Here is a 23,411-nt window from a genome sequence, read left to right as displayed (position 1 = left end):
CGGGGGTTAACCACGAAGGGCCCGGTGCACTTGGTCACAGTGCGCCGGGCCCTTCGCGTGCGGGTCTTCGGAAGTGCCTACGCCTTCCACTTCTCCCACGACATGTTCCAGCCGTTGTAGCCGTTCTCCGGCTGGATCTTCTTGTCGGCGGAGTTCTTCACGACGACGACGTCGCCGATCATCGAGTTCTCGAAGAACCAGCCGCCGGGCGTCTTCTTGCTGTAGCCGCCGCGCACGTCGCTCAGGCCGATGCAGCCGTGGCTGGCGTTGGTGTTGCCGAAGGCGCCGCCCGACCAGTAGTTGCCGTGGATGAACGTGCCGGAGGTGGACAGGCGCATCGCGTGCGGGACGTCCTTGATGTCGTACTCGCCGCCGAAGCCGACGGTCTCGCCGTTCATCCGGGTCACCTGGAGCTTCTCGCTGATGACCATTTCGCCGTTGTACGTGGTCGTGCCCGGGGCGCCAGCGGTGATCGGGATCTTCTTGATCTGCTTGCCGTCGCGGACGACCTTCATCTGGTGCGTCTTGGCGTCGACGGTGGAGACCTGGCTGCGGCCGATGGTGAAGTTCAGGGTCTTGGCCTGCTTGCCGTAGACACCCGGGCGGCCCTCGACTCCGTCGAGGTTGAGCTTGACGGTGACCTTCGTGCCGGCCTTCCAGTACTTCTCCGGGCGGAAGTCCAGGCGGTCGTTGCCGAACCAGTGACCCTCGACCGGCACCGAAGGCTCGGTCTTGATGTCGATGGCCTTCTCCACGGCCTCCGGATCGGTGATGCCGCGGGTGAACTTGACCGAGAACGGCATTCCGACACCGACCTTGGAGCCGTCCTCCGGAGTGAACTGGCCGATGAAGGTGTTCTTCGGGGTCAGCGTCGTGAAGGCGATGTCCTTGGCGGAGGCGCGGCCCTCGGAGTCCTTCGCCACCGCGTGGACCTTGTACTTCGTGGCGGCCGCGAGGTGGTGCGCGGGCGTCCAACTGGCGCCGCCCGAGGTGATCTTGCCGGGGACCGGGTTGCCCTTGCTGTCCTCGACCTTCACCTCCGAGAGCTTGCCCTTGTCGGCGGATATCTTCAGGGCGCCGCTGGTGGCCACGGCGTCCGCGCCGTCCTTGGGGGCGATCGTCACGACGGCCGCCGAGGGGGCGTTCTTGTCGGCCTTGTCGTCGCCCTTGCCGTCACTGCCCGAGTCCGATCCGCCTCCCCCGCACGCCGCGACGAAGAGCAGTGCCGCCCCCGACACCGCCGCCGCAAGCCCCCTGGCCCCGCCGCGCCCCGCGCGCCGACGCGCGCCAACCGACGTCCCCGATATCGGTCGCCCGTTCAAGATGTGTCTCCCCTCGCACGGCCTGGTCCAGGCCCGCACCCCAGTGCACCTGCGCGTTTCAGACACGCGCAAGCGATAGATAACCACACGGTCCCGGGCGATGACTCCCCGCCAATGTCACCGTTCAGTCCCAACTGCCCCGGGGGTGCGGGCAGACCATGATCACCTGGTGGTCGTCCGCCGATCACCCGGGGATCACCGGGCGATCACCTGGTGATCTCCCGGGGGATCAGCCGTTCCTCACCCAGTCCTTCCATTCCATGTTCCAGCCGCCGAGGCCGTTGTCAGGAGCGACTTTCTTGTCATTGCTGTTGACCACCTCGACGACGTCCCCGATCAAGCTCCGGTCGAAGAACCAGCCCGCGGGCGTCCGTGAGCTGCCGCCCTTCACATCGCGCAGGCCCACGCATCCGTGGCTGACATTCGTATTGCCAGGAGCGTTCGGCGACCAGTAGTTGCCGTGCAGGAAGGTGCCCGAGGTCGTCAGGCGCATCGCGTGCGGCACGTCGGGGATGTCGTACTCGCCGCCGAAGCCGACGGTGCGGCTGTTCATGCGCGTCACCTCCAGCATCTCCGTCACCACCATCTTTCCGTTGTACGTGGTGGTCTTGGGGGCGCCCGCGGTGATCGGCACGGTGGAGAGCAGCTCGCCGTCGCGGCGTACTTCCATGGTGTGCTCGGCGGCGTCCACCAGGGAGTGCTGGTGGCGGCCGACGGTGAACGTGAAGCTCTTGTCCTGCAGGCCGTAGACCCCGGGGGCGGCCTGGACGTCGCGCAGGCGCAGGCCGACGGTGACCTCGGTGCCGGGCTTCCAGTACTGCTCGGGGCGGAAGTCCACGCGGGTCTTGCCGAACCAGTGCGGGCGGATGTCGACGGCCGGGTGGGCGGTGACGTGGATGGCGCGCTGGACGGCGGCGCGGTTCTCGATCTCCCGGTTGAACTCCAGGGAGACGATCATGCCGGTGCCGACCGTGGCGCGGTTCTCCGGAGTCACGTACCCGATGAAGCGCTCGTCGGGGACGTAGGTGCGGAAGGTGGTGTGGCGGGCCGAGCGGCGGCCGTGGCCGTCCAGGGCGACGGCGTCGACCTTGTACGTGGCGGCGAGCGCGAGGGGGCCCTCGTCCAGGGGCCGCCAGGACATGCCGTCCTCGTCGATGCGGCCCGGCACGTCGAACTCCTGCGCGTCCTGCGTCCGGACGACCTTCACGGACTCCAGGCGGCCGTCGGGGACCTTCACCTCGATGCGTTCGTCGGCCCTGACCCCCTTGCTGTCGTCGCCGGGCGTCACCCGGATCGCGTCCGCGGGCGAGCGCGGCTTGCCGAAGAGTCCGTCGAGTCCGCCGGCGGAGCAGCCCGCCGCCCCGGCCATGAGGCCTGCCCATGTCAATACGGCGGCCAGTGCGGCCCCTGCGCGCCGTGCGCGCCTCGCAACCTGTGTCACGTGGGTCCCAACGACCGTCCCCCGCTTGGGGAAACGTGAGTGCGACGCACGCGGTGGGCAGAACAGTGGGGAGGACGACGTCAGGGGAGCCGCGGCCGGGGCGCCGCACGCCCTTCTTCGCGCGTCGACCGACGGAGCCGCGGGAGGCTGACAGGTGTCGAGCGCACCCAAGCAAGGGGCAGTGCAGGAAGCGCGGGCGACGGCGGGCATCGTGCCCGCAAGGACCGCCCCCACGGTGAACGGCCGTGCGCGTCCGGCGGCGCGCGCGGCGCCCGCGCGGCCCGTGTGGCCGGGGGCGCCGACGCCGCTCGGGGCCCGTTTCCGGATCGGTCCCGACGGAGTCGCGGGCACCAACTTCGCGCTGTGGGCGGGCGGTGCGCAGTCGGTGGAGCTGTGCCTGTTCGACACGGACGGGACCGGGGTCGTCGAGACGCGGTGCCCGCTGACGGAGCTGACGCACGAGATCTGGCACGGCTTCGTGCCGGGCGTGCGCCCCGGGCAGCGGTACGGCTATCGCGTGTCCGGCCGCTGGGACCCCTGGACGGGCGCCCGCTGGAACCCGGCGAAGCTGCTCCTCGATCCGTACGCGCGCGCGGTCGACGGCGACTTCGAGCTGCCCGCCGAGGTGTACGGGCACGTGCGCGACTGGCCCCAGCAGCACGTGGCGGACACGGTGCGCGACGACAGGGACTCGGCGCCGTACGTCCCCAAGGGCGTGGTCGTGCACGACGACGCGCCGGACGACGAGTGGGCGGACGACCGGCGCCCCAAGACGCCGTGGGCGGACTCGGTCATCTACGAGCTGCATGTGCGCGGCTTCACCAAGCTGCACCCCGGGATTCCCGAGCAACTGCGCGGTACGTACGCGGGGTTGGCGCACCCTGCCGCACTCGACCATCTCGTACGTCTGGGGGTGACGGCGGTCGAGCTGCTGCCGGTGCACCAGTTCGCGCACGAGGACCATCTGCTGCGCCGCGGCCTGAAGAACTACTGGGGCTACAACTCGATCGGCTACTTCGCCCCGCACGCGGCGTACGCGGCGTCGGGGACCAGGGGGCAGCAGGTCGGCGAGTTCAAGCGGATGGTGCGGGCGCTGCACGAGGCCGGGATCGAGGTGATCCTGGACGTGGTCTACAACCACACGGCCGAGTCAGGGGAGCTCGGCCCGATGCTGTCCCTGAAGGGCATCGACAACCGCGGCTACTACCGGCTGCAGCCGGGCGACGCGCGGCGGTACGCCGACTACACGGGCTGCGGGAACACGCTGCAGGTCGTCCAGCCGCATGTGCTGCGCCTGATCACGGACTCGCTGCGGTACTGGGTCACGGAGATGGGCGTCGACGGCTTCCGCTTCGACCTTGCGGCGGCGCTCGCGCGCTCCTTCCACGACGTCGACATGCTCTCGCCCTTCCTCGCGGTGATCGCCCAGGATCCGGTCCTGCGGCGCGTGAAGCTGATCGCCGAGCCGTGGGACGTGGGGTCCGGCGGCTACCAGGTGGGGGCGTTCCCGCCGCTGTGGACGGAGTGGAACGACCGCTACCGGGGCGCGGTGCGGGACTTCTGGCGGGGTGCGCTGCCGGATGTGCGGGATCTGGGGTACCGGCTCTCGGGGTCGAGCGATCTGTACGCGTGGGGCGGGCGCAGGCCGTACGCGTCGGTGAACTTCGTGACGGCGCACGACGGCTTCACGCTGCGGGACCTCGTGAGCTACGAGCGCAAGCACAACGAGGCCAACGGGGAGGGCAACCGGGACGGCTCCGACGACAACCGCTCGTGGAACTGCGGCGCGGAGGGCGAGAGCGACGACGAGCGGATCACGGCGCTGCGGCGGCGCCAGCTGCGCAACCTGATGACGACGCTGCTGCTGTCCACGGGTGTGCCGATGCTGGTGGCGGGCGACGAGATGGGGCGTACGCAGGGCGGCTCCAACAACGCGTACTGCCAGGACAACGAGATCAGTTGGGTCGACTGGGGGCTCAGGGAGGAGCCGGGGTGGCGCGAGCTGTTCGCGCTGACGGCGCGGCTCATCGAGCTGAGGCACCGTCACCCGGTGCTGCGGCGGCGGGCGTTCTTCTCGGGGCGGGCGCACTCGGCGGACGGTCTTCGGGACCTTGCGTGGTTCACGGCGGGCGGCGCGGAGATGACGGAGGCCGACTGGTACGCGCCGGCCGCGACGCTCGGCATGTATCTGTCGGGGCGCGACATACCGGGCCGCGACGCGCGGGGCGCCCAGGTCGTGGACGACAGCTTCCTCGCGATCCTGCACGCGGCGGAGCGTCCGTCGAGCTTCGTCCTGCCGGGTCCGCCGTGGGCCGAGGCCTACGAGGTCGTGGTGGACACGTCCTCGGAGGACCAGGCGGCGCCGCCGGCCACCGTGCACCGGGCCGGGGGTGCGGTGACGGTCGCGGGGCGGTCGGTGGTGCTGCTGCGGGTGGTCAGCGGCTGACGGGGGCGTCCGGCCGCGAACAGTGCAGCCGATGCCGCGGTGGCGACCGCGGCGAGTCCCTCGGCCGGTCGACGCATGTGGGTTTCCCCCTGAATGATCACTCATGGTCCGGACCTGAGTCTTGCCCCCGCCCTGAGGGGACCCCAAGCTCACCTTATGGACCTGGAGTTGCGGCACCTCAAGACGATCCGGGCGATCGCCGACGCGGGCAGCCTGACCAAGGCCGCCACCGCGCTCGGGCTCGCTCAGCCCGCTCTGAGCGCGCAGTTGAAGAGAATCGAGCGCGCGCTGGGGGGCGAGCTCTTCGAGCGGGGGCGGCACGGCGTGCGGGCCACCGCACTCGGGGAGTTCGTGCTCGCGCGGGCCCGGGTCGTCCTGCCCGCGGTCAGCGGCCTGCGGGAGGAGGCGCAGCGGTTCGCGCAGGCCTGGGAGGGCGGCGCGGGGTTCCGGCTCGGCGGCATCCACGGGCCGCTGCTCGGCGCCCTGGTGGACCGGCTCGCCGCCGCGCATCCGGGGGTGCCGGTGACCACGCACACCTCCTGGTCGGAGCGGGAGATCGCGTCCCGCACGGCGGACGGGCGCCTCGACTTCGCGCTGGTCGGCACGTGCGGGGCGAGCACTCCGCCGGAGAGCGAACTGCTCGTGTGGCGCGAGGTGGCCCGTGACCCCGTCTTCGTGATGCTGCCCCTCGGCCATCCACTGGCAGGCAGCCAGGAGATCGATCTGGCCGAGCTCGCGGACGAGGCGTGGACGGACGTGCCGGGCGACGGCTGTTTCGGGGACTGCTTCACCGCGGCGTGCGCCCGCGCGGGGTTCACGCCGACGCGTGTGTACGAGACGGACGTCGCATCCTGCGTCCATCTCGTGCAGGTCGGGCGGGCGGTGGGGCTGTGCAGGGCGACTTTTCCGCCGACCCCGGGCCTGGTGACCAGGCCGCTCACGGGCTCGCCGCTGTACTGGCGGCACCTGCTGGGGTGGCATCCAGCGGCCCCGGCCCACGACACCGCCGCGGCGGTGTTCGCGCAGGCCCGCGCCGCCCACGCCGAGGCCGCGGCGCGCAGCGAGAGCTACAAGGCGTGGCTGGCCGCGCCCTCGCCTCAGCAGCCGTGACGCCCGGCCGAAAGGTGCCGCGGGGGGGCGGCGACGGGTTCCATAACGCCGGGGACGGGGGTCGACTGACAGCTTCTGAGGGGCAGTTGAGGCTTCTACGGTATGGGCGATCCCCGCTCGTCCCCGGTACACCGAGGAGACCCCGCATGCTCCCCACCCACCACAGACGCGTCGCCGCGGCGTGTGCCGCGGTCGCCGCGGCCGGTGCGCTGGTCCTCGCCGGGCTGCCCGGCAGCGCGTCCGCCCAGACCGACCCCTCTTCTTCCCCGTCCCTCTCCCCCGCCGAGAGCGCCGCCGTCGACAAGACCTCTCCCGGAGTCTTGCAGGCCATGCAGCGCGACCTCGGCCTCACGTCGGCGCAGGCCGAGGCCCGTCTGGTCAACGAGGCCGAGGCCGGCGCCGTCGCGGGAGCCCTGCGCAACGCGCTCGGCACCACCTTCGCGGGCGCCTGGGTGCACGGCGCCACCTCCGACAGGCTCACCGTGGCCACCACCGACGCCGCCGAGGTCGACGCGATCGAGGCCGAGGGGGCGCAGGCCCGGCTCGTGCGGCACTCCACCGCCCAACTGGACGCGGCAAAGGCCAAGTTGGACCGCGCCGCGAAGAAGACGGCGACGCGTGACGCGCCCGTCTGGTACGTCGACGTGCGCTCGAACGCGGTCGTGGTCCGCGCCGTGCGCGCCTCGGCCGCCGACTCCCTGGTCTCCGCGGCGGGCGTGGACTCCTCGCTCGTACGCGTCGAGAGGACCAAGGAGCGGCCGCGCCCGCTGTACGACATCGTGGGCGGGGACGCGTACTACATGGGAGGCGGCCGCTGCTCGGTCGGCTTCTCGATCACCAAGGGGACCCAGCAGGGCTTCGCGACGGCGGGGCACTGCGGGCGCGCGGGCACGGCGACCACCGGCTACAACCGGGTGGCCCAGGGCACGTTCCAGGCCTCCATCTTCCCCGGCAAGGACATGGCCTGGGTCGCCACCAACTCGCAGTGGACCGCCACCCCGTACGTGAAGGGCCAAGGTGGCCAGCGGGTCGGCGTCGGGGGCTCCACGCAGTCCCCGGTGGGTGCGTCGATCTGCCGGTCCGGCTCCACTACGGGGTGGCACTGCGGCACCATCTCGCAGCACAACACCAGCGTCACCTACCCCGAGGGCACCATCAACGGCGTGACCCGGACGACGGTCTGCGCCGAGCCGGGCGACTCGGGCGGCTCCTACATCTCCGGGAGCCAGGCGCAGGGTGTCACCTCGGGCGGCTCCGGCAACTGCTCAAGCGGCGGTACGACGTTCCACCAGCCGATCAATCCGCTGCTCCAGCAGTTTTCGCTGACGCTGAAGACCACGGGGGGCGGGGGCGACCCCGATCCCGGTGAGCCGGGTGGTACGTGGGCTGCCGGGAAGGTGTACGCGGCGGGTGACTCCGTCACGTATGGCGGGTCGACGTATCGCTGCTTGCAGCCGCACCAGGCCCAGCCCGGGTGGGAGCCGCCGAACACTCCCGCGTTGTGGGAGACCGTGTAGCGGTTACCTGTTGGCTGCGGGTTCGTTGTGGTTGATCGCGCAGTTCCCCGCGCCCCTTACGGGGCTCCGAGAATCCCGCGGCTGAAAGCAGTAGCCACCGCCGCCGCCCGGTCCTTGACGCCCAGCTTGCCGTAGATGTGGGTGAGGTGCGTCTTGACCGTGGCCTCGCTGATGAAGAGTTCGGCGGCGATCGCACGGTTCGACGTGCCCTTGGCGACGAGCGCGAGCACCTCCCTCTCACGGGTGCTCAGCGGCTCGTTGCCGGGGGCACGCACGCGTGAGACGAGGCGGGACGCGACGGCGGGCGAGAGGACGGTGCGGCCCTCGGCGGCGGCGCGCACCGCGGTGAACAGCTCGTCGCGCGGGGCGTCCTTGAGCAGATAACCCGTCGCGCCCGCCTCGATCGCGGGCAGCGTGTCGGAGTCGGTGTCGTACGTGGTGAGGACCAGGACGCGGGCGCGGGCGCCGCGGCGGGTCAGCTCGGCGATCGCGTCGACCCCGCCCCCGCCCGGCATCCGCAGGTCCATCAGGACGACGTCCGGGTCGAGTTCGGCGGCGAGGGCCACCGCCTCGACGCCGTTCGATGCCTCGCCGAGTACCTGGAAACCAGGGGCCGACTGGAACATTCCGCGCAGGCCGTCGCGGACGACGGGGTGGTCGTCCACGACGATGAGAGTGATCGCTTCAGTGCTCATGGCGCACCAACGGTACGCGAGCCGACACCGCGGTCCCGCCGCCCGGTTCGGACTCCACGGTGAGCGAGCCCGCGATGCGTTCGGCGCGGGCCCGCATGCCGTCGAGGCCGAAGCCGCCCGCGCCGGAGCGGGCCGGCAGGGCGAGCGGGTCGAAGCCGCGGCCGTCGTCGCGGACGTCCAGGGTGACCTCGTCGCCCATGAAGGAGAGGGTGACGCCGAGGCGGGCGGCCCCGGCGTGCCGGGCGGCGTTGGACAGCGCCTCCTGGACGATGCGCAGGAGGGTCGCCTCGATCTCGTCGTGCAGGTGCTCGGCGGTGCCGGTGAGGGTGAAGTCGGCGCGCACCCCGGTGCGTTCGGCCCATTCGGCGACCGTCTTCTTCAGCGCCTCGGGGAGCGTGTCGTGCTCCAGGGCCGTCGGGGAGAGGTTGTGCACGGAGCGCCTGGCCTCGCCCAGGCTGTGCCGGGCGAGGGCGGCCGCGCGGTCCAGGTGCTCCTTCGCCAGCTGCTCGTCCTCGGCGTTCGCGACGACCTGGAGCTGGGCGATGATGCCGGTCAGACCCTGTGCGATGGTGTCGTGGATCTCGGCGGCGAGCCTGCGCCGCTCGTCGGCGACGCCCGCCTCGCGGGCCTGGAGGAGGAGTTGGGCGTGCAGGGCGGCGTTCTCGTCCATGGCCTGCTGGAGCGCGGTGTTGGTGCGTTCCAGCTCGATGATGGTGGCGGTCTGGACGCGGGCGCGCTCGTCCTCCTGGGCGGCGAGGTGGGCGAAGACGGTGAGCAGCGCGACGTTCACCGCGATCAGTCCGCCGAAGACGATCCAGCCGAGTTCGCCGTCGGGCGGAAGGCCGCCCGACTGGGAGCCGGACATGGTGACGGCGGTGGCGAAGAGGCCCGGCTTCAACAGGCGCGGGGGCAGCAGCCGCTCGGCGCCGAAGTAGCCGAGTACGGCGTAGAACGCGAAGAACGGGTTGATCCAGGCGAGGGCGAACGCGATGGCCCAGCGCAGGGCGTAGTAGGCGATGGCCGCGGGTGAGGGCTCCGGGGGCGTCGGCGCCGGCCTGCCCCACCACAGCTGGAGCGCGACTCCCGAGCCGACCAGGGCCCAGGAGACGTACCAGTCGCCGCGGCCCATCCCGACGAGGTCGCCCGTGGCGAGGGCCATGACGACGCTGAACGCGAGGAGGGCGTAGGGACCCCAGCGGTGGAACTGGGCCCACCGCTGCTCGATCATCTTCGCGGTGTCCGCCGAACTGGTGCTCACCGCACCAGTGTCCGCCATGGGCCAGGTCACCCTCGGGTCACTCCCACCGGAACCAGCGCGCGGCCGCCGTGGCGAGGACCACGGTCCACAGGGCGAGGATGCCCAGGTGGGACCAGGCGGGCCAGTCGCCGCCCGCCGCTTCGCCCAGGGCCTGCGCGGCGGCGCCGAGCGGGGTGAGCTCCACGACGCGGGCGAGCGCGTCGGGCATCGCCTGCACCGGCAGCCAGACGCCCGCGCTGAACATCATCGGGAAGAAGACGGCGGAGCCGATGGCGTTCGCGGCCTTCGTGGTGCGGGCGAGCGCCGAGACCAGGGCGCCGAGGGCGAGGCCGCTCAGGACGGCGAGGGCCAGCGCGAGCGCGTATCCGAGGGGCTGGCTCGGCAGCTTCACGTCGAAGACGAGGCGGCCCACGGCCAGGGTGAGCAGGGCCGAGGCGAGGGCGGCCGCGCCGTGGATGCCCATCTGCGCGCCGAGCACGGCGGAGGGCCGGACCGGTGTGGTGGACATGCGGCGCAGGATGCCGCGTTCGCGGTAGCCGGTGATGAGCGGCGGCATGGCCTGCAGGCCCGACATGATCAGCGAGAGGAGCACCGAGACGGGGACGTACGTGTCGACCAGGCGCAGACCGCCGAGCGAGGCGTCGGTCTCGCGGAAGGAGGGAATGGAGCCGAGGATCACCAGGAGCAGGGTGGGGAACACCATGATCCAGAAGAGGGCTCCCGGCTCGCGGCGGAAGAGGCGCAGCTCGGCCTTGAGGACGGCGGCCGAGGGGTTGGTCTTCGTGGCGGCGTGCGGTGCGGCGACGGCGGTGGTCATGCCTTGGCTCCCGTCAGATCGAGGAATGCGTCGTCCAACGTGGCGTCGGCGACCCGGAGTTGGTGGGCGGTGATGCGGTGCCTGGCGAGCAGGGTGATCGCGGCGTCCACGGTCGCGTCGGTGCCGCCCAGGGTGTAGCGGCCGTCGCGGTACTCGACGGAGGTGACGGCGGGCAGCGCCGCGAGCAGCCGCTCGTCCAGCGGCGCGGACGGCGTGAAGGACATGACGGTGGAGTTCGCGGCCCGGCTGATCAGGCCCGCCGGGGTGTCCAGGGCGGCGACCTTGCCCTGGTCGATGACCGCGATGCGGTCGCACAGGCGCTGGGCCTCCTCCATGAAGTGCGTGACGAGGAGGACGGTGACGCCGCTGTCGCGTACGTCCTCGATGAGCTCCCAGGTGTCGCGGCGGGCGCGCGGGTCGAGGCCGGTGGTCAGTTCGTCGAGGACGACGACCCGGGGGCTGCCGATCAGGGAGAGCGCGATGAACAGGCGCTGCTTCTGGCCGCCGGAGAGCTTCGCGAAGCGGCTGTCGAGCTTGTCGGTCAGGCGCAGGCGTTCGGCGAGCGGCCGCCAGTCCGCGGGGTTCGGGTAGAACGCGGCGTACAGCTCCAGGGCCTCGCGGACGGTGAGCTTGGGCTGGAGCTCGCTCTGCTGGAGCTGCGCGCCGAGGATGCGGGTGAGTTGTTCGTGGTCGGCGACGGGGTCGAGGCCCGCGACGCGGACGGCGCCGGAGTCGGGGACGCGCAGGCCCTCGACGCACTCGACGGTGGTGGTCTTGCCCGCGCCGTTCGGGCCGAGGATGCCGAAGATCTCGCCTTCCTCGACGGCGAAGGAGACGCCGTCGACGACGGTGCGCCCGGCGTAGACCTTCTTGAGTTCGTGCACTTCGATGAGGGGCATGCGTCGAGAATCGCCGGTGGGCGGGGGTGCGGACATCGCCCGTCGCGCTCGAAGACGCATCAACCGATCGGTTGATGGAGGGGTGCGACCGCACCGGCGGCCGTGCCCGAAACGTCGCTTTGCGCAGAGCAAAACTCGGTGGGCTCTGTCAGTGGCGATCCGTAGGCTCGCTCCTGATGCCGAAATCAGATGCACCTACCAAGGATCGGTCCACCGTCAGAACGCTGCTGCGGCTGTGGCCCTACGTGCGTCCGGTGCGAACTCGCCTGCTCACCGCGGCATTTGTCGCGATCATCGCCTCCTGTACCGGCCTCGTCTTCCCCCTCGTACTGAAGTGGATGGTGGACGGCCCGGTGGCCGACCGGGACCCGACGGGGGTGTGGCTCGGGGCGCTCCTGCTGCTTGTGCTCGGCGTCGCGGAGGCACTGCTCTTCGGGCTGCGCCGGTGGCTGGTGGCGCGGCCGCTCGCGGGCGTGGAGGCCTCGATGCGGGCGGATCTCTTCCGCCATCTGCAGCGGCTCCCCGTGGCCTTCCACGACCGGTGGGCGTCGGGGCAGTTGCTCTCGCGCGGCACCACCGATCTGATGCTGCTGCGGATGTTCCTCGCCTTCCCGCTGACGTTCCTGCTGGTCAACGGCGCGACCATCGTGGTCGGCGTGATCATCCTGCTCGGCCAGGACTTCACGCTCGGCCTGGTGCTCCTCGCGCCCGTGGCGCCGATGGTGATCGTCCTCGCGTACTACGAGGGGCGGTTCACCACCGTGGCGCGGCGCGCGCAGGACCAGGTGGGCGACCTGACGACGGTGGTCGAGGAGAGCGTGCTCGGCATCCGCATCATCAAGGGCTTCGGACGCCACCGCAGCCAGACGCGGGCGTTCCGCGAGCTCTCGCACACGCTGCGCGGCACCGAGCTGGCCAAGGCGCGGATCCTCGCCGCGATCAACGCCGTGATCATGGCGCTGCCGGAGGCCGCGATCGGGGCGGCGCTCGTGCTCGGCACGGTGCGGGTCGCGGACGGCGACCTGTCCGCGGGCACGCTGGTCGCCTTCCTCTCCACGGCGCTCGCGCTGCGCTGGCCGGTGGAGTCGATCGGCTTCCTGATCGCGATGTGCCAGGAGTCGGCGACGGCCACGGAGCGGTACTTCGAGGTGATGGACGCCGAGCCGGAGGACGCCGCGGTCGCCGCCACCGCGCGGGCTTCCGACGACCGGGCTTCCGACGACCGGGCCTCCACCGGCCGGGCTTCCACCGGCCGGGCCTCCGCCGCGAAGGCCGCAGAGGACGGCGGGCTGCGTTTCCACGGCGTGGAGTTCCGCTACCCCGACGCCGCGCCGGACGCACCCCCCGTCCTGGACCGCGTCGACCTGCACATACGCCCCGGCGAGACCATGGCCCTGGTCGGCGCGACCGGCAGCGGCAAGACGACGCTGACCGCGCTGGTGCCGCGGCTGCACGAGATCACCGGCGGCCGCATCACGCTGGACGGCGAGGACATCACGGCGATGGACCGCGAGCGGCTGCGCACGCTGGTGTCCGTGGCCTTCGAGGAGCCCACGCTCTTCTCCGCGACGGTCGGCGAGAACGTCCTGATGGGCGCCGGAAAGGGCGCGGGCGCGGCCGAGTTGGACCGTGCCCTTGACGTGGCGCAGGCCGGCTTCGCCCGCGCACTGCCCCAGGGCACCGACACCCAGGTCGGCGAGCAGGGCCTGAGCCTGTCCGGCGGCCAGCGCCAGCGCCTCGCGCTGGCCCGCGCGGTGGTGGGCCGCCCCCGCTTCCTGGTCCTGGACGACCCGCTCTCCGCACTCGACGTCCACACGGAGGCGCTGGTGGAGGCGGCACTGCGGCGGGTCCTCGCGGACACGACGGCGCTGATCGTGGCGCACCGGCCCTCCACCGTCCAGCTCGCGGACCGTGTCGCCCTGCTCTCCGGCGGCCGCGTCGCCGCCGTCGGCACCCACCAGGAACTCCTGCGGGAGAACGCGGAGTACGCCTGGCTGATGTCGGGAGCCGAAGCCGACCACACTGCCGAGGAGGCTGCCCGATGACCACCTCGTCGACGTCCACGCCGTGGGCCACGGAGCCGGGGCACGAGGAGGGCGCGGACGACGGCGCCCCCGACAAGGCCCCGAAGAGCCCCGTCGGCGCCGAAGACCCGTTCGACAAGGACGAGTTGCCCGCGGCGCCGGGCGCCACACTCAGGCTGCTGCGCTCGCTGCTTTCGCCGCTGCGCGGCCGCGTCGTCCTGGCCACCGTGCTGCTCCTCGTGCAGCAGGCCGCCGTGCAGGCGGGGCCGCTGCTCGTCGCGTACGCCATCGACCGCGGCGTGCCCGCCGTGCGCGCCGACGACTACGGCCCGCTGATCGCCGTCGCCGTCGGCTATCTGCTCTGCGCGGGCGCCTCCGGCGCGCTGCAGTACGCGTTCGTCGTCGCCTCCGCGCGCGTCAACCAGGACGTCCTGCTCGACCTGCGCGGCCGCATCTTCCGGCACGCGCAGGCGCTCAGCGTCGACTTCCACGAGCGGTACACGTCGGGGCGGCTCATCTCCCGCTCGACCACGGACGTCGAGTCGCTGCGGGAGCTGCTCGGCGAGGGGCTTCAGGAGCTCATCACGGTCCTGCTGTCCTTCGTCTACATCTCGGCGATGCTGCTCTGGCTCGACCTCGGTCTCGGCGCGGTGGCCGTGGCGTCGTTCGTGCCGCTCTGTCTCCTCATCCGGCTCTACCAGCGGCGCGCGGGGGCGATGTACCGCGAGCGCTCGACCGCCATCGCCGCCGTCATCGTGAAGTTCGCGGAGACGATGAACGGCATCCGGCCGGTGCGGGCGTTCCGCAGGGAGCGGCCCAACGACGCGGAGTTCGCCGCGCTCAACCACCGGCACGAGCGGACCAACGGCGACGCGATCCTGGAGATGGCCCGCTATGTGGTCGGCTCGCGGCTCGTCGCCAACACCGCCGTGGCCGGCATCGTGCTGTGGGGTGCCCACCGCGTCGCGGACGGCGGGCTCGCGCTCGGTGTGCTCGCCGCCGCTGTGCTGTATCTGCGGCGCCTGTACGACCCGATCGACCGGCTCGGCATGTTCCTCAACTCCTACCAGTCGGCGGCCGCTTCCCTGGAGAAGATCGCGGGCCTGCTCGCCCAGACCCCGACGGTGCCCGAACCGGAGGCTTCGGCGAGCCGCTCCCTGCCCGCCCAGGAGTCCGAGCACCCGGGCCGCGAGGTCCGCTTCGACGGGGTGCGGTTCGCCTACCGCACCGGCGGCGAGGTACTGCCCCGCTTCGACCTGACGCTGCCCGCCGGGCAGACCGTCGCCGTGGTCGGCTCCACCGGCGCGGGCAAGTCCACGCTCGCCAAGCTGCTCGCCCGCTTCTACGACCCTTCCCCAAGCTCTCCGACAAGCTCCGAGCAGGGGAGACCCCATTCGGGCGCCGTCCTGCTCGACGGCGTCGACCTGCGGGACCTCACGGGCGCCGAGCTGCGGCGCGGCGTGGTCATGGTGACGCAGGAGGCGTTCCTGTTCTCCGGGACCGTCGCCGAGAACATCGCGATCGGCAGGCCCGAGGCCACGCGCGAGGAGGTCGAGCGCGCCGCGAAGGCCATCGGCGCCCATGACTTCATCACCTCGCTCCCCGACGGGTACGACACCGACGTACGCAAGCGCGGCGGCCGGATCTCCGCGGGCCAGCGGCAGTTGGTGGCCTTCGCCCGCGCCCTGCTCGCCGACCCCGCGGTGCTGATCCTCGACGAGGCGACCAGCTCGCTGGACATCCCGGGCGAGCGGGCCGTGCAGCGCGCCATGCACACGGTGCTGCGCGGCCGCACCGCCGTGGTGATCGCCCACCGGCTCTCCACGGTGGAGATCGCCGACCGGGTGCTCGTCATGGAGGGCGGCCGGATCGTCGAGGACGGCAGCCCGGCCGAACTGATCGCGGGCACCGGATCGTTCGCGGATCTTCATCGCGCCTGGCGGGACAGTGTGGTGAGCTGATCCCATGACGGAACCGATCACCGAACCCGGGCCCATGTCCACGCCGGACCTCGTCGTCACCGAGCTGTACCAGGGCTATCCGGGGGTCGCCTTCGGCGGGTACGTGGCCGGGCTCCTCGCCGAGCGCGCGACCGCGGAGACGGTGCGGGTGGACTTCCGCGCCAAGACCCCGGTGGGCGAGCCGGTGCGCCTCGCCGGCGGTCCGGGCGGCGGCGCGCTGCTCACCGACCGCGCGGGCACGGCCCTGGCCGTCGCGACGCCCGCGCCCGAAGCGGCCCTCACCGCGCCGCCCGCCCCTTCCTGGGACGAGGCCGCGGCCGCCTCGGAGGCCTACCTCGCGGCGCCGCCCCTGCTCGCCGAGGAGGACGTGGACTGCTTCGGCTGCGGGAAGCGGGCGCCGGGCAGCGGTCTGCTGCAGCACTGCATGCCGGTGCCCGGCCGGGACATGGTCGCCACCGCCTGGGTGCCGCACGCCTCCTTCGCCGACGCCGACGGGGTGTTCAGGCCGGACCTGGTCTGGGCCGCCCTTGACTGCCCGAGCGCGGCGGCCGGCATCCTCCTGGGCGGACTGCGCATGGGCGCGGTGACGGCGGCCCTGACGGGACGGGTACTGCGCCAGGTGACGGCGGGCGAACGCCACATCACGTACGCCTGGCTGTTGCACGAGTCGGGCCGCAAGCACACGATGGGCGTCGCGGTGGCCACGGCGAAGGGCGAACTGTGCGCGCTGGGCGAGGCGTTGTGGATCGACCCGAGGACATAGCAGCCCCGGCCGCATGAATTCAGCCTCTCCGGCGGCTGAGGAACGGGTCCGGGGCGGAGCCCGATTCGGCCACCAGGCTTGCCCGGACCGATCCCCCGTACCGCCGAAGGCCTCCGCATAGCGAACGCCCTCCACCGGCCAACGGACCATTTCCGGCCAACTATTGACGCGCCCCTGACAGCAACACCGCTCTGGTGCCACTCTTCCCCTCAACCGTCGCACGGTCTTCAACAACGTGACGGTTTCTCCGCGCAATGCCCTGTGTGCACCGCCCAGTTCTGCGTTCCGCCTTGCTCTGCCCGGACGGCGACCCAGCCGTCCGGTAGTTCTGGCCGCGCACCCCCGCGGCCGCGCAGAAGGAGTCCGTGTTGAGAAGCACCTCCCACAGACGCACCGCCGCCGTCGGCGCCCTCTCCGCCGTCGCCGCCCTCCTCGCCGTAGCCGTCCAGGCCGGGCCCGCCTCCGCCGACAACCCCGGTTCTGCGGCCGCGACCGCGCCGAAGACCGCCAAGGCCCAGAAGCTCGGGAAGGTCGACCCCGGCGCCCTGGCCGCCAAGCTCACCCCCGCCCAGCGCGCGGAGCTCCTGCGCGACGCCAACGCCACCAAGGCGGACACCGCCAAGGACCTGGGCCTCGGCGCCAAGGAGAAGCTCGTCGTCCGCGACGTCACCAAGGACCGTGACGGCACGGTCCACACCCGCTACGAGCGCACCTACGACGGCCTGCCCGTCCTCGGCGGCGACTTGGTGGTCGACACCGCGAAGTCCGGCAAGACCGAGGGCGTCACCAAGGCCGCCAAGGCGCAGCTCAAGGGCGTCGACCTGAGCGCCGACATCAAGGCGTCGGCCGCCGAGAAGCAGGCGCTGGCCGCCGCGAAGAGCGAGGGCTCGAAGAAGACCGACGCGGACCGGGCGCCGCGCAAGGTCGTGTGGATGGCCAAGGGCGAGCCGACTCTCGCGTACGAGACCGTGGTCGGCGGCCTGCAGCACGACGGGACGCCGAACGAGCTGCACGTCATCACGGACGCCACGACCGGCAAGAAGCTCTTCCAGTGGCAGGGCATCGAGAACGGCACGGGCAACACGCAGTACAGCGGCCAGGTCACCCTGGGCACTGCCCAGTCGGGGTCGAACTACACACTCACCGACACCGGCCGCGGCAACCACAAGACGTACAACCTGAACCGCGGCACCTCGGGCACCGGCACGCTCTTCTCGGGTCCCGACGACATCTGGGGCAACGGCCAGGCCTCCAACGCGGAGACCGCGGGCGCCGACGCCCACTACGGCGCCGCGCTCACCTGGGACTACTACAAGAACGTGCACGGCCGCAGCGGCATCCGCGGCGACGGCGTCGGCGCGTACTCGCGGGTCCACTACGGCAACAACTACGTCAACGCCTTCTGGTCGGACTCCTGCTTCTGCATGACGTACGGCGACGGCGCGGGCAACGCCAAGCCGCTGACGTCCATCGACGTGGCGGCCCACGAGATGACGCACGGCGTCACCTCCGCGACCGGCAACATGACCTACAGCGGCGAGTCCGGCGGCCTGAACGAGGCGACCTCGGACATCTTCGCGGCGGCCGTCGAGTTCGGCGCCAACAACGCCCAGGACAAGGGCGACTACTTCGTCGGCGAGAAGATCGACATCCGCGGCGACGGCACCCCGCTGCGCTACATGGACAAGCCGAGCAAGGACGGCTCGTCCAAGGACTCGTGGTACTCCGGCATCGGCAGCATCGACGTGCACTACTCGTCCGGCGTCGCCAACCACTTCTACTACCTGCTGAGCGAGGGCAGCGGCAAGAAGGAGATCAACGGCGTCCAGTACGACTCGCCGACCTCCGACGGCCTGCCGGTGACCGGCATCGGCCGCGACAAGGCGTCGCTGATCTGGTTCAAGGCGCTCACCACGAAGTTCACGACGACGACCAACTACGCGGCGGCCCGCACCGGGACGCTCGCGGCCGCCGGTGAGCTGTACGGCACCTCCAGCACCGAGTACGCGGCCGTGGCGCACGCCTGGGCGGCCGTGAACGTCGGCAGCCGTCCCGGTGGCGGGACGCCGGGCACCGACTTCGAGAACACCACGGACGTCGACATCCCGGACAACGGTGCCGCGGTCACCTCCTCGGTCAACGTCACCGGCCGCACCGGCAACGCGCCGAGCACCCTGAAGGTCGGCGTGGACATCGTGCACACCTGGCGCGGTGACCTGAAGGTGGACCTGATCGCCCCCGACGGGACGGCCTACGTCCTGAAGGCGGCCAGTGGTTCGGACTCCGCGGACAACATCAAGGAGACCTACACGGTCAACGCCTCGTCCGAGGTGGCCAACGGCACGTGGAAGCTGCGGGTCCAGGACGTGGCCGCGCAGGACACCGGCTACATCAACAGCTGGAAGCTCACTTTCCCGTAGATCTCCGAGATCCCTGCGCAAGCAATCGCGCACCATGACGGCGCCGCCCCGGGTGAATCAACTCCCCGGGGCGGCGCGCTCGTTCCGGATGGATTCCGTTAACAGCCTGTTCGCATTCCGTAAGTTGACCATCGCTCAACGGACGATTTCCGGCCAACATCCAGCCAAGGGATGACATGTACCTGGCTCGAATGACACTCTTCCCTCGCACCGCACAGGAATCACACCCGCACCGCGTCTTTCATGCCCGGGTAGTCCCCCATGCCACCTGGGCCCCCCACAGAAGGAGCCTGCGTGACCCCCCACATATCCCGTAAGCGTTCAACGCTGGCCATAGCCACCGCTGTTGCCGCAGGAGCGCTGCTCACCGCCGGACTGACCACCGGCGCCTCCGCACAGCCGGACAAGAACGCCACCCTGGCCGGCGCGCCCGTCAGCCTCTCGGCGTCGGCCCGCGCGGACCTCCTGCAGGACGCGAGCTCGGACAAGGCCGCCACCGCCGACAGGATCGGTCTGGGCGCCAAGGAGAAGCTCGTCGTCCGCGACGTCGTCAAGGACGCCGACGGCACCACCCACACCCGCTACGAGCGCACCTACGAGGGCCTGCCCGTCCTCGGCGGCGACCTCGTCGTGCACACCGCCAAGAGCGGCAAGCTCAAGGGCGTCACCAAGGCCACGAAGGCGACGGTGAAGGTCGCATCCACCGACGCGAAGCTCGCCAAGTCCTCGGTCGCCCGGTCCGCCGAGAGCACGGCCGCCAAGGCGAAGACGGCCAAGGCCGACGCGCAGCCCCCGCGCAAGGTGATCTGGGCCGCCACCGGCAAGCCCGTCCTCGCGTACGAGACCGTCGTCACCGGCATGCAGAAGGACGGCACGCCGAGCCGACTGCGCATCGTCACGGACGCCGCCACCGGCAAGAAGCTCTTCCAGCAGCAGGAGATCGAGAACGCCACCGGCAACAGCCAGTACAGCGGGAAGGTCGAGATCGGCTCCAAGAAGGGCGGCAGCGGCTTCGAGCTGACCGACGACTCCCGCGGCGGCCACTCCACGTACAACCTGGAGAACGGCCAGGGCGAGGGCAAGATCTTCACGGACGACGACGACACGTGGGGCAACGGCAAGCCGGACGACGTGCAGACCGCCGGTGTCGACGCCGCCTACGGCGCCCAGCTCACCTGGGACTACTACAAGAGCGTCCACGGCCGTGAGGGCATCAAGGGCGACGGCAAGGGCGCGACCTCGCGGGTCCACTACGGCGACAGCTACGTCAACGCCTTCTGGGACGACAGCTGCTTCTGCATGACGTACGGCGACGGCGAGGGCAACAAGAAGCCCCTCACCGAGATCGACGTCGCGGCCCACGAGATGACGCACGGCGTCACCTCGGCGACCGGCAACATGGAGTACAGCGGCGAGTCCGGCGGCCTGAACGAGGCCACCTCCGACATCTTCGCCGCGGGCGTCGAGTTCAACGCCAAGAACACCGAGGACGTCGGCGACTACCTCGTCGGCGAGAAGATCGACATCAACGGCGACGGCACCCCGCTGCGCTACATGGACAAGCCCTCCAAGGACGGCTCGTCCCTGGACAGCTGGAGCGAGGACGCGGGCAACGTCGACGTCCACTACTCCTCGGGCATCGCCAACCACTTCTTCTACCTGCTGTCCGAGGGCAGCGGCGCGAAGGAGATCAACGGCGTCAAGTACGACTCCCCGACCGCCGACGGCTCCAAGGTCGAGGGCATCGGGCGCGACAAGGCCGAGAAGATCTGGTTCAAGGCCCTGACGACGTACTTCACGTCGACCACGCAGTACAAGGACGCCCGTGAGGGCACGCTGAAGGCCGCGTCCGACCTGTACGGTGCGGACTCCGCCGAGTACAAGGGCGTCGAGGCGGCCTGGACCGGCGTCAACGTCAAGTAACCGTACGCAGCGTCGACGGGGGCCCGCGGTCGCGGGCCCCCGTTGCCGTGCTCACCGCATGAGCACCCCCGCCTCCTCCCCCGTGGCCTCGGACGGCACCGCCACGAGCCCCAACTCGGCCCCGCCGGCCAGCAGTCGATGAGAAGGCAGGATCCGCACGGTGTACCCGAAGGGCCCCGTACGATCCAGCGCAAGGGGGCCTTCGTACACGAGCCGCCCCTCCTGATCCGGCCCTGCCGCGGGCTTCAGCGGAACCGAAGAGGCATCGGCGAGGTGGTCCTCGGGGTCCACGCGCCCCGCGAGGACCTGCACCTCCACCTCGTCCGGGGTCAGCTCCCCCAGACGCACCCGCACCCGCAGGGACAGCGTGGCGCCCAGCTCGGCGGTGGCTCCGGTCACCGAGGCCTCCACGTGGTCGACGGCGACGCGCGGCCAGGCGGCGCGGACCCGGGCCTTCCACGCGGCCAGCTCCCCGGCGGCCGTGACGTCAAGGGCCCGGTGGGCGCGGGCGGCGGGGACGTACAACTCCTCGACGTACTCGCGCACCATGCGGCCCGCGAGGACCTTCGGGCCGAGGCGGGTCAGCGTCCTGCGGACCATCTCGATCCAGCGGTCGGGCAGACCGCCGGGGCCGTGCTCGTAGAAGCGGGGGGCGATGCGGCGCTCCAGGAGGTCGTAGAGCGCGGCGGCCTCCAGGTCGTCGCGGCGGTCGTCGTCGGTGGCGGCGCCGTCCGCGGTCGGGATGGCCCAGCCGAAGTCCGGCTCGAACCATTCGTCCCACCACCCGTCCAGGACCGAGAGGTTGAGCGCGCCGTTCAGGGCCGCCTTCATGCCGCTCGTGCCGCACGCCTCCAGCGGGCGCAGCGGATTGTTCAGCCACACGTCGCAGCCGGGGTAGAGCTTCTGCGCCATCGCCATGCCGTAGTCCGGCAGGAACACGATGTGCCGGCGCACCCGCGGGTCGTCGGTGAACCTGACCAGGTCCTGGATGAGGCGCTTGCCGCCGTCGTCCGCCGGGTGCGCCTTGCCCGCGACGACGATCTGGACGGGCCGTTCGGGGTGGCGGAGCAGCTCCATCAGCCGGTCGCGGTCGCGGAGCATCAGCGTGAGGCGTTTGTACGAGGGGACGCGGCGGGCGAAGCCGATGGTGAGGACCTCCGGGTCGAGGACCTCGTCGATCCAGCCCAACTCGGCGGTGGCGGCGCCGCGTTGCCGCCACGAGTCGTACAGTCGCCGCCTGACCTCGTCGACGAGCTGCCCGCGCAGAGAGCGGCGCAGCTCCCAGATGTCGGCGTCCTGGATGTCGGCCACCGCGTCCCAGCGGTCGGAGCCGCCGACGGAGAGGGCGTCCTCGGTGCGCCGTTCGCCGATCTGGCGCGCGCCGAGCCGGAAGACCTCGGGGGCCACCCAGGTCGGGGCGTGCACGCCGTTGGTGACGGAGGTGATGGGGACCTCGTCGGCGTCGAAGCCGGGCCACAGGCCCGCGAACATTTCCCGGCTGACCGCGCCGTGCAGCGTGGAGACGCCGTTGGCGCGGCTGCCCAGGCGCAGGCCCATCACGGCCATGTTGAAGACGTTGGGTTCGCCGCCCGGGTAGGTCTCCATGCCGAGCCGCAGGACGTCGCCGACGTCGATGCGGGGCAGTTCGGCGTCGGGGCCGAAGTGGTGGGCGACCAGTTCGCGGTCGAAGCGGTCGATGCCCGCGGGCACGGGTGTGTGGGTGGTGAAGACGGTGCCGGCCCTGACGGCTTCGAGCGCGGCGTCGAAGTCGACGGGGTCCAGGGCCAGTTCGTGAATGCGCTCCAGGCCGAGGAAGCCCGCGTGGCCCTCGTTGGTGTGGAAGACCTCGGGCTCGGGGTGGCCGGTCAGGCGGCAGTACGCCCGTATGGCGCGGACCCCGCCGATGCCGAGGAGCATCTCCTGGAGGAGGCGGTGCTCGCTGCCGCCGCCGTAGAGCCGGTCGGTGACGTCGCGCTCGCCGGGGTCGTTCTCCTCGACGTCGGAGTCGAGCATGAGCAGCGGCACGCGTCCGACCTGGGCCTGCCAGACGTGCGCGAGCAGTGAGCGCCCGCCGGGCAGGGCGAGGGCGATCCTCGCGGGGGTGCCGTCCGCCTCGCGCAGCAGGGAGAGGGGCAGTTCGTTCGGGTCGAGGACGGGATAGTGCTCCTGCTGCCAGGCGTCGCGGGAGAGCGACTGGCGGAAGTAGCCGTGCCGGTAGAGCAGTCCGACGCCGATGAGCGGGACGCCGAGGTCGCTGGCCGCCTTGAGGTGGTCGCCGGCGAGGATGCCGAGGCCGCCCGAGTACTGCGGCAGGGCGGCGGTGATGCCGAACTCGGGCGAGAAGTAGGCGACGGCGCGCGGGAGTTGGCCGTCGCCGCGGGCGCGTTCCTGGTACCAGCGGTCCCCACTGACGTAATCCCGCAGCTCGTCCGCGACCTCGTCGAGGCGGCGCAGGAAGCCTTCGTCCTCGGCGAGTTCGGCGAGCCGGACGGGCGGCACCCCGCCGAGGAGCCGCACGGGGTCACAGCCGGACGCCGCCCACAGCCGGGGGTCGACGGCCTCGAACAGGTCTCGGGTGCGCGGATGCCAGGACCAGCGCAGGTTGCGGGCCAACTCGGCGAGACGGCCGAGCGGTTCGGGAAGGACGGGACGTACGGTGAATCGACGGATGGCCTTCACAGCGACTCCACCTGTAGGGGGAATGCGTTACGTATCGACCTACGCGTCGAAGGTAGCGGTGACCGCCCCCCGGCAACCACGGCGCACGGCGGCAGGAAGGAGGGGCCCGGCGCGGACCGGGCCCCTCTGCCTTACG

15 protein-coding genes are annotated in these 23,411 nt (G+C 71.5%); 8 read left to right on the top strand and 7 right to left on the bottom strand.

The genetic code is table 11. From position 1 onward, the window contains the following. Nucleotides 1-77: 77 nt before the first annotated feature. Nucleotides 78-1,322 (bottom strand): Ig-like domain-containing protein, encoded by a 1,245-nt coding sequence (locus tag AB0B50_RS12115; RefSeq protein WP_362329019.1) that lies wholly within the window; start codon nucleotides 1,320-1,322, stop codon nucleotides 78-80. Between the two features lie 229 nt (nucleotides 1,323-1,551). After that, nucleotides 1,552-2,691 carry an Ig-like domain-containing protein gene (locus AB0B50_RS12110; RefSeq protein WP_362329017.1) on the bottom strand — a complete coding sequence of 380 codons (1,140 nt, stop codon included), beginning with the start codon at nucleotides 2,689-2,691 and terminating at the stop codon, nucleotides 1,552-1,554. A gap of 226 nt (nucleotides 2,692-2,917) precedes the next feature. Between AB0B50_RS12110 and glgX the strand changes: the two genes are divergently transcribed. The 3 genes from glgX to AB0B50_RS12095 all read left to right on the top strand — a co-directional run bounded on the left by glgX (nucleotide 2,918) and on the right by AB0B50_RS12095 (nucleotide 7,836). Further along, on the top strand, nucleotides 2,918-5,209 hold the full coding sequence (glgX, locus tag AB0B50_RS12105; RefSeq protein ID WP_362329015.1) for a glycogen debranching protein GlgX: 2,292 nt from the start codon (nucleotides 2,918-2,920) through the stop codon (nucleotides 5,207-5,209). A gap of 156 nt (nucleotides 5,210-5,365) precedes the next feature. Beyond that, nucleotides 5,366-6,319, top strand: coding sequence for a LysR family transcriptional regulator (locus AB0B50_RS12100; RefSeq protein WP_362329013.1), 954 nt, complete (start codon nucleotides 5,366-5,368; stop codon nucleotides 6,317-6,319). A 146-nt stretch (nucleotides 6,320-6,465) separates the two neighbouring features. Next, nucleotides 6,466-7,836: a carbohydrate-binding protein gene (locus AB0B50_RS12095; RefSeq protein ID WP_362329011.1), complete on the top strand. Its 1,371-nt coding sequence runs from the start codon at nucleotides 6,466-6,468 to the stop codon at nucleotides 7,834-7,836. A 56-nt stretch (nucleotides 7,837-7,892) separates the two neighbouring features. Here the strand turns inward: AB0B50_RS12095 and AB0B50_RS12090 are convergent, their stop codons facing one another. Genes AB0B50_RS12090 through AB0B50_RS12075 form a run of 4 tightly spaced genes read right to left on the bottom strand, consistent with a single transcriptional unit; the run spans nucleotide 7,893 to nucleotide 11,505 of the window. Beyond that, nucleotides 7,893-8,531, bottom strand: a complete 639-nt coding sequence (locus AB0B50_RS12090; RefSeq protein WP_362329009.1) for a response regulator transcription factor — start codon at nucleotides 8,529-8,531, stop codon at nucleotides 7,893-7,895. Beyond that, nucleotides 8,521-9,807, bottom strand: coding sequence for a sensor histidine kinase (locus tag AB0B50_RS12085; RefSeq protein WP_362329007.1), 1,287 nt, complete (start codon nucleotides 9,805-9,807; stop codon nucleotides 8,521-8,523). The genes AB0B50_RS12090 and AB0B50_RS12085 overlap by 11 nt, the downstream gene beginning before the upstream one ends. A 19-nt stretch (nucleotides 9,808-9,826) precedes the next feature. Then, nucleotides 9,827-10,606, bottom strand: a complete 780-nt coding sequence (locus AB0B50_RS12080; protein ID WP_362329005.1) for an ABC transporter permease — start codon at nucleotides 10,604-10,606, stop codon at nucleotides 9,827-9,829. Further along, nucleotides 10,603-11,505 (bottom strand): ABC transporter ATP-binding protein, encoded by a 903-nt coding sequence (locus AB0B50_RS12075; RefSeq protein WP_362329003.1) that lies wholly within the window; start codon nucleotides 11,503-11,505, stop codon nucleotides 10,603-10,605. The genes AB0B50_RS12080 and AB0B50_RS12075 overlap by 4 nt, the downstream gene beginning before the upstream one ends. Nucleotides 11,506-11,681: 176 nt before the next feature. Between AB0B50_RS12075 and AB0B50_RS12070 the strand changes: the two genes are divergently transcribed. From AB0B50_RS12070 to AB0B50_RS12050, 5 genes are all read left to right on the top strand, one after another. Further along, nucleotides 11,682-13,550: an ABC transporter ATP-binding protein gene (locus AB0B50_RS12070; protein WP_362329001.1), complete on the top strand. Its 1,869-nt coding sequence runs from the start codon at nucleotides 11,682-11,684 to the stop codon at nucleotides 13,548-13,550. After that, entirely contained in the window at nucleotides 13,547-15,490 is a 1,944-nt protein-coding gene (locus tag AB0B50_RS12065; RefSeq protein ID WP_362328999.1) for an ABC transporter ATP-binding protein, read from the top strand. The genes AB0B50_RS12070 and AB0B50_RS12065 overlap by 4 nt, the downstream gene beginning before the upstream one ends. A 4-nt stretch (nucleotides 15,491-15,494) precedes the next feature. Then, the gene (locus AB0B50_RS12060; RefSeq protein WP_362328997.1) at nucleotides 15,495-16,253 is read left to right on the top strand and encodes a hotdog fold domain-containing protein; all 759 of its coding nucleotides are present in this window, start codon (nucleotides 15,495-15,497) and stop codon (nucleotides 16,251-16,253) included. A gap of 368 nt (nucleotides 16,254-16,621) precedes the next feature. After that, nucleotides 16,622-18,673, top strand: a complete 2,052-nt coding sequence (locus AB0B50_RS12055) for a M4 family metallopeptidase (protein ID WP_362328995.1) — start codon at nucleotides 16,622-16,624, stop codon at nucleotides 18,671-18,673. A 294-nt stretch (nucleotides 18,674-18,967) separates the two neighbouring features. After that, nucleotides 18,968-20,596 carry a M4 family metallopeptidase gene (locus AB0B50_RS12050; protein WP_362328993.1) on the top strand — a complete coding sequence of 543 codons (1,629 nt, stop codon included), beginning with the start codon at nucleotides 18,968-18,970 and terminating at the stop codon, nucleotides 20,594-20,596. A 51-nt stretch (nucleotides 20,597-20,647) separates the two neighbouring features. Here the strand turns inward: AB0B50_RS12050 and glgP are convergent, their stop codons facing one another. Then, nucleotides 20,648-23,275, bottom strand: coding sequence for an alpha-glucan family phosphorylase (gene glgP, locus AB0B50_RS12045; protein WP_362328991.1), 2,628 nt, complete (start codon nucleotides 23,273-23,275; stop codon nucleotides 20,648-20,650). Between the last annotated feature and the right edge of the window lie 136 nt (nucleotides 23,276-23,411).

Source organism: Streptomyces sp. NPDC041068, assembly GCF_040647455.1.
Lineage (GTDB): Bacteria > Actinomycetota > Actinomycetes > Streptomycetales > Streptomycetaceae > Streptomyces.
The sequence above is the reverse complement of the archived record's forward strand: the minus strand, read 5'-3'. Positions and strand labels throughout refer to the sequence as shown.

Bases quoted from the DNA above. Each gene is read 5' to 3' on its own strand.
- AB0B50_RS12110 (WP_362329017.1), bottom strand. From the start codon at position 2,691: ATGGCCGGGGCGGCGGGCTGCTCCGCCGGCGGACTCGACGGACTCTTC.
- AB0B50_RS12100 (WP_362329013.1), top strand. From the start codon at position 5,366: ATGGACCTGGAGTTGCGGCACCTCAAGACGATCCGGGCGATCGCCGAC.
- AB0B50_RS12095 (WP_362329011.1), top strand. From the start codon at position 6,466: ATGCTCCCCACCCACCACAGACGCGTCGCCGCGGCGTGTGCCGCGGTC.
- AB0B50_RS12090 (WP_362329009.1), bottom strand. From the start codon at position 8,531: ATGAGCACTGAAGCGATCACTCTCATCGTCGTGGACGACCACCCCGTC.
- AB0B50_RS12085 (WP_362329007.1), bottom strand. From the start codon at position 9,807: ATGGCGGACACTGGTGCGGTGAGCACCAGTTCGGCGGACACCGCGAAG.
- AB0B50_RS12080 (WP_362329005.1), bottom strand. From the start codon at position 10,606: ATGACCACCGCCGTCGCCGCACCGCACGCCGCCACGAAGACCAACCCC.
- AB0B50_RS12075 (WP_362329003.1), bottom strand. From the start codon at position 11,505: ATGCCCCTCATCGAAGTGCACGAACTCAAGAAGGTCTACGCCGGGCGC.
- AB0B50_RS12070 (WP_362329001.1), top strand. From the start codon at position 11,682: ATGCCGAAATCAGATGCACCTACCAAGGATCGGTCCACCGTCAGAACG.
- AB0B50_RS12065 (WP_362328999.1), top strand. From the start codon at position 13,547: ATGACCACCTCGTCGACGTCCACGCCGTGGGCCACGGAGCCGGGGCAC.
- AB0B50_RS12060 (WP_362328997.1), top strand. From the start codon at position 15,495: ATGACGGAACCGATCACCGAACCCGGGCCCATGTCCACGCCGGACCTC.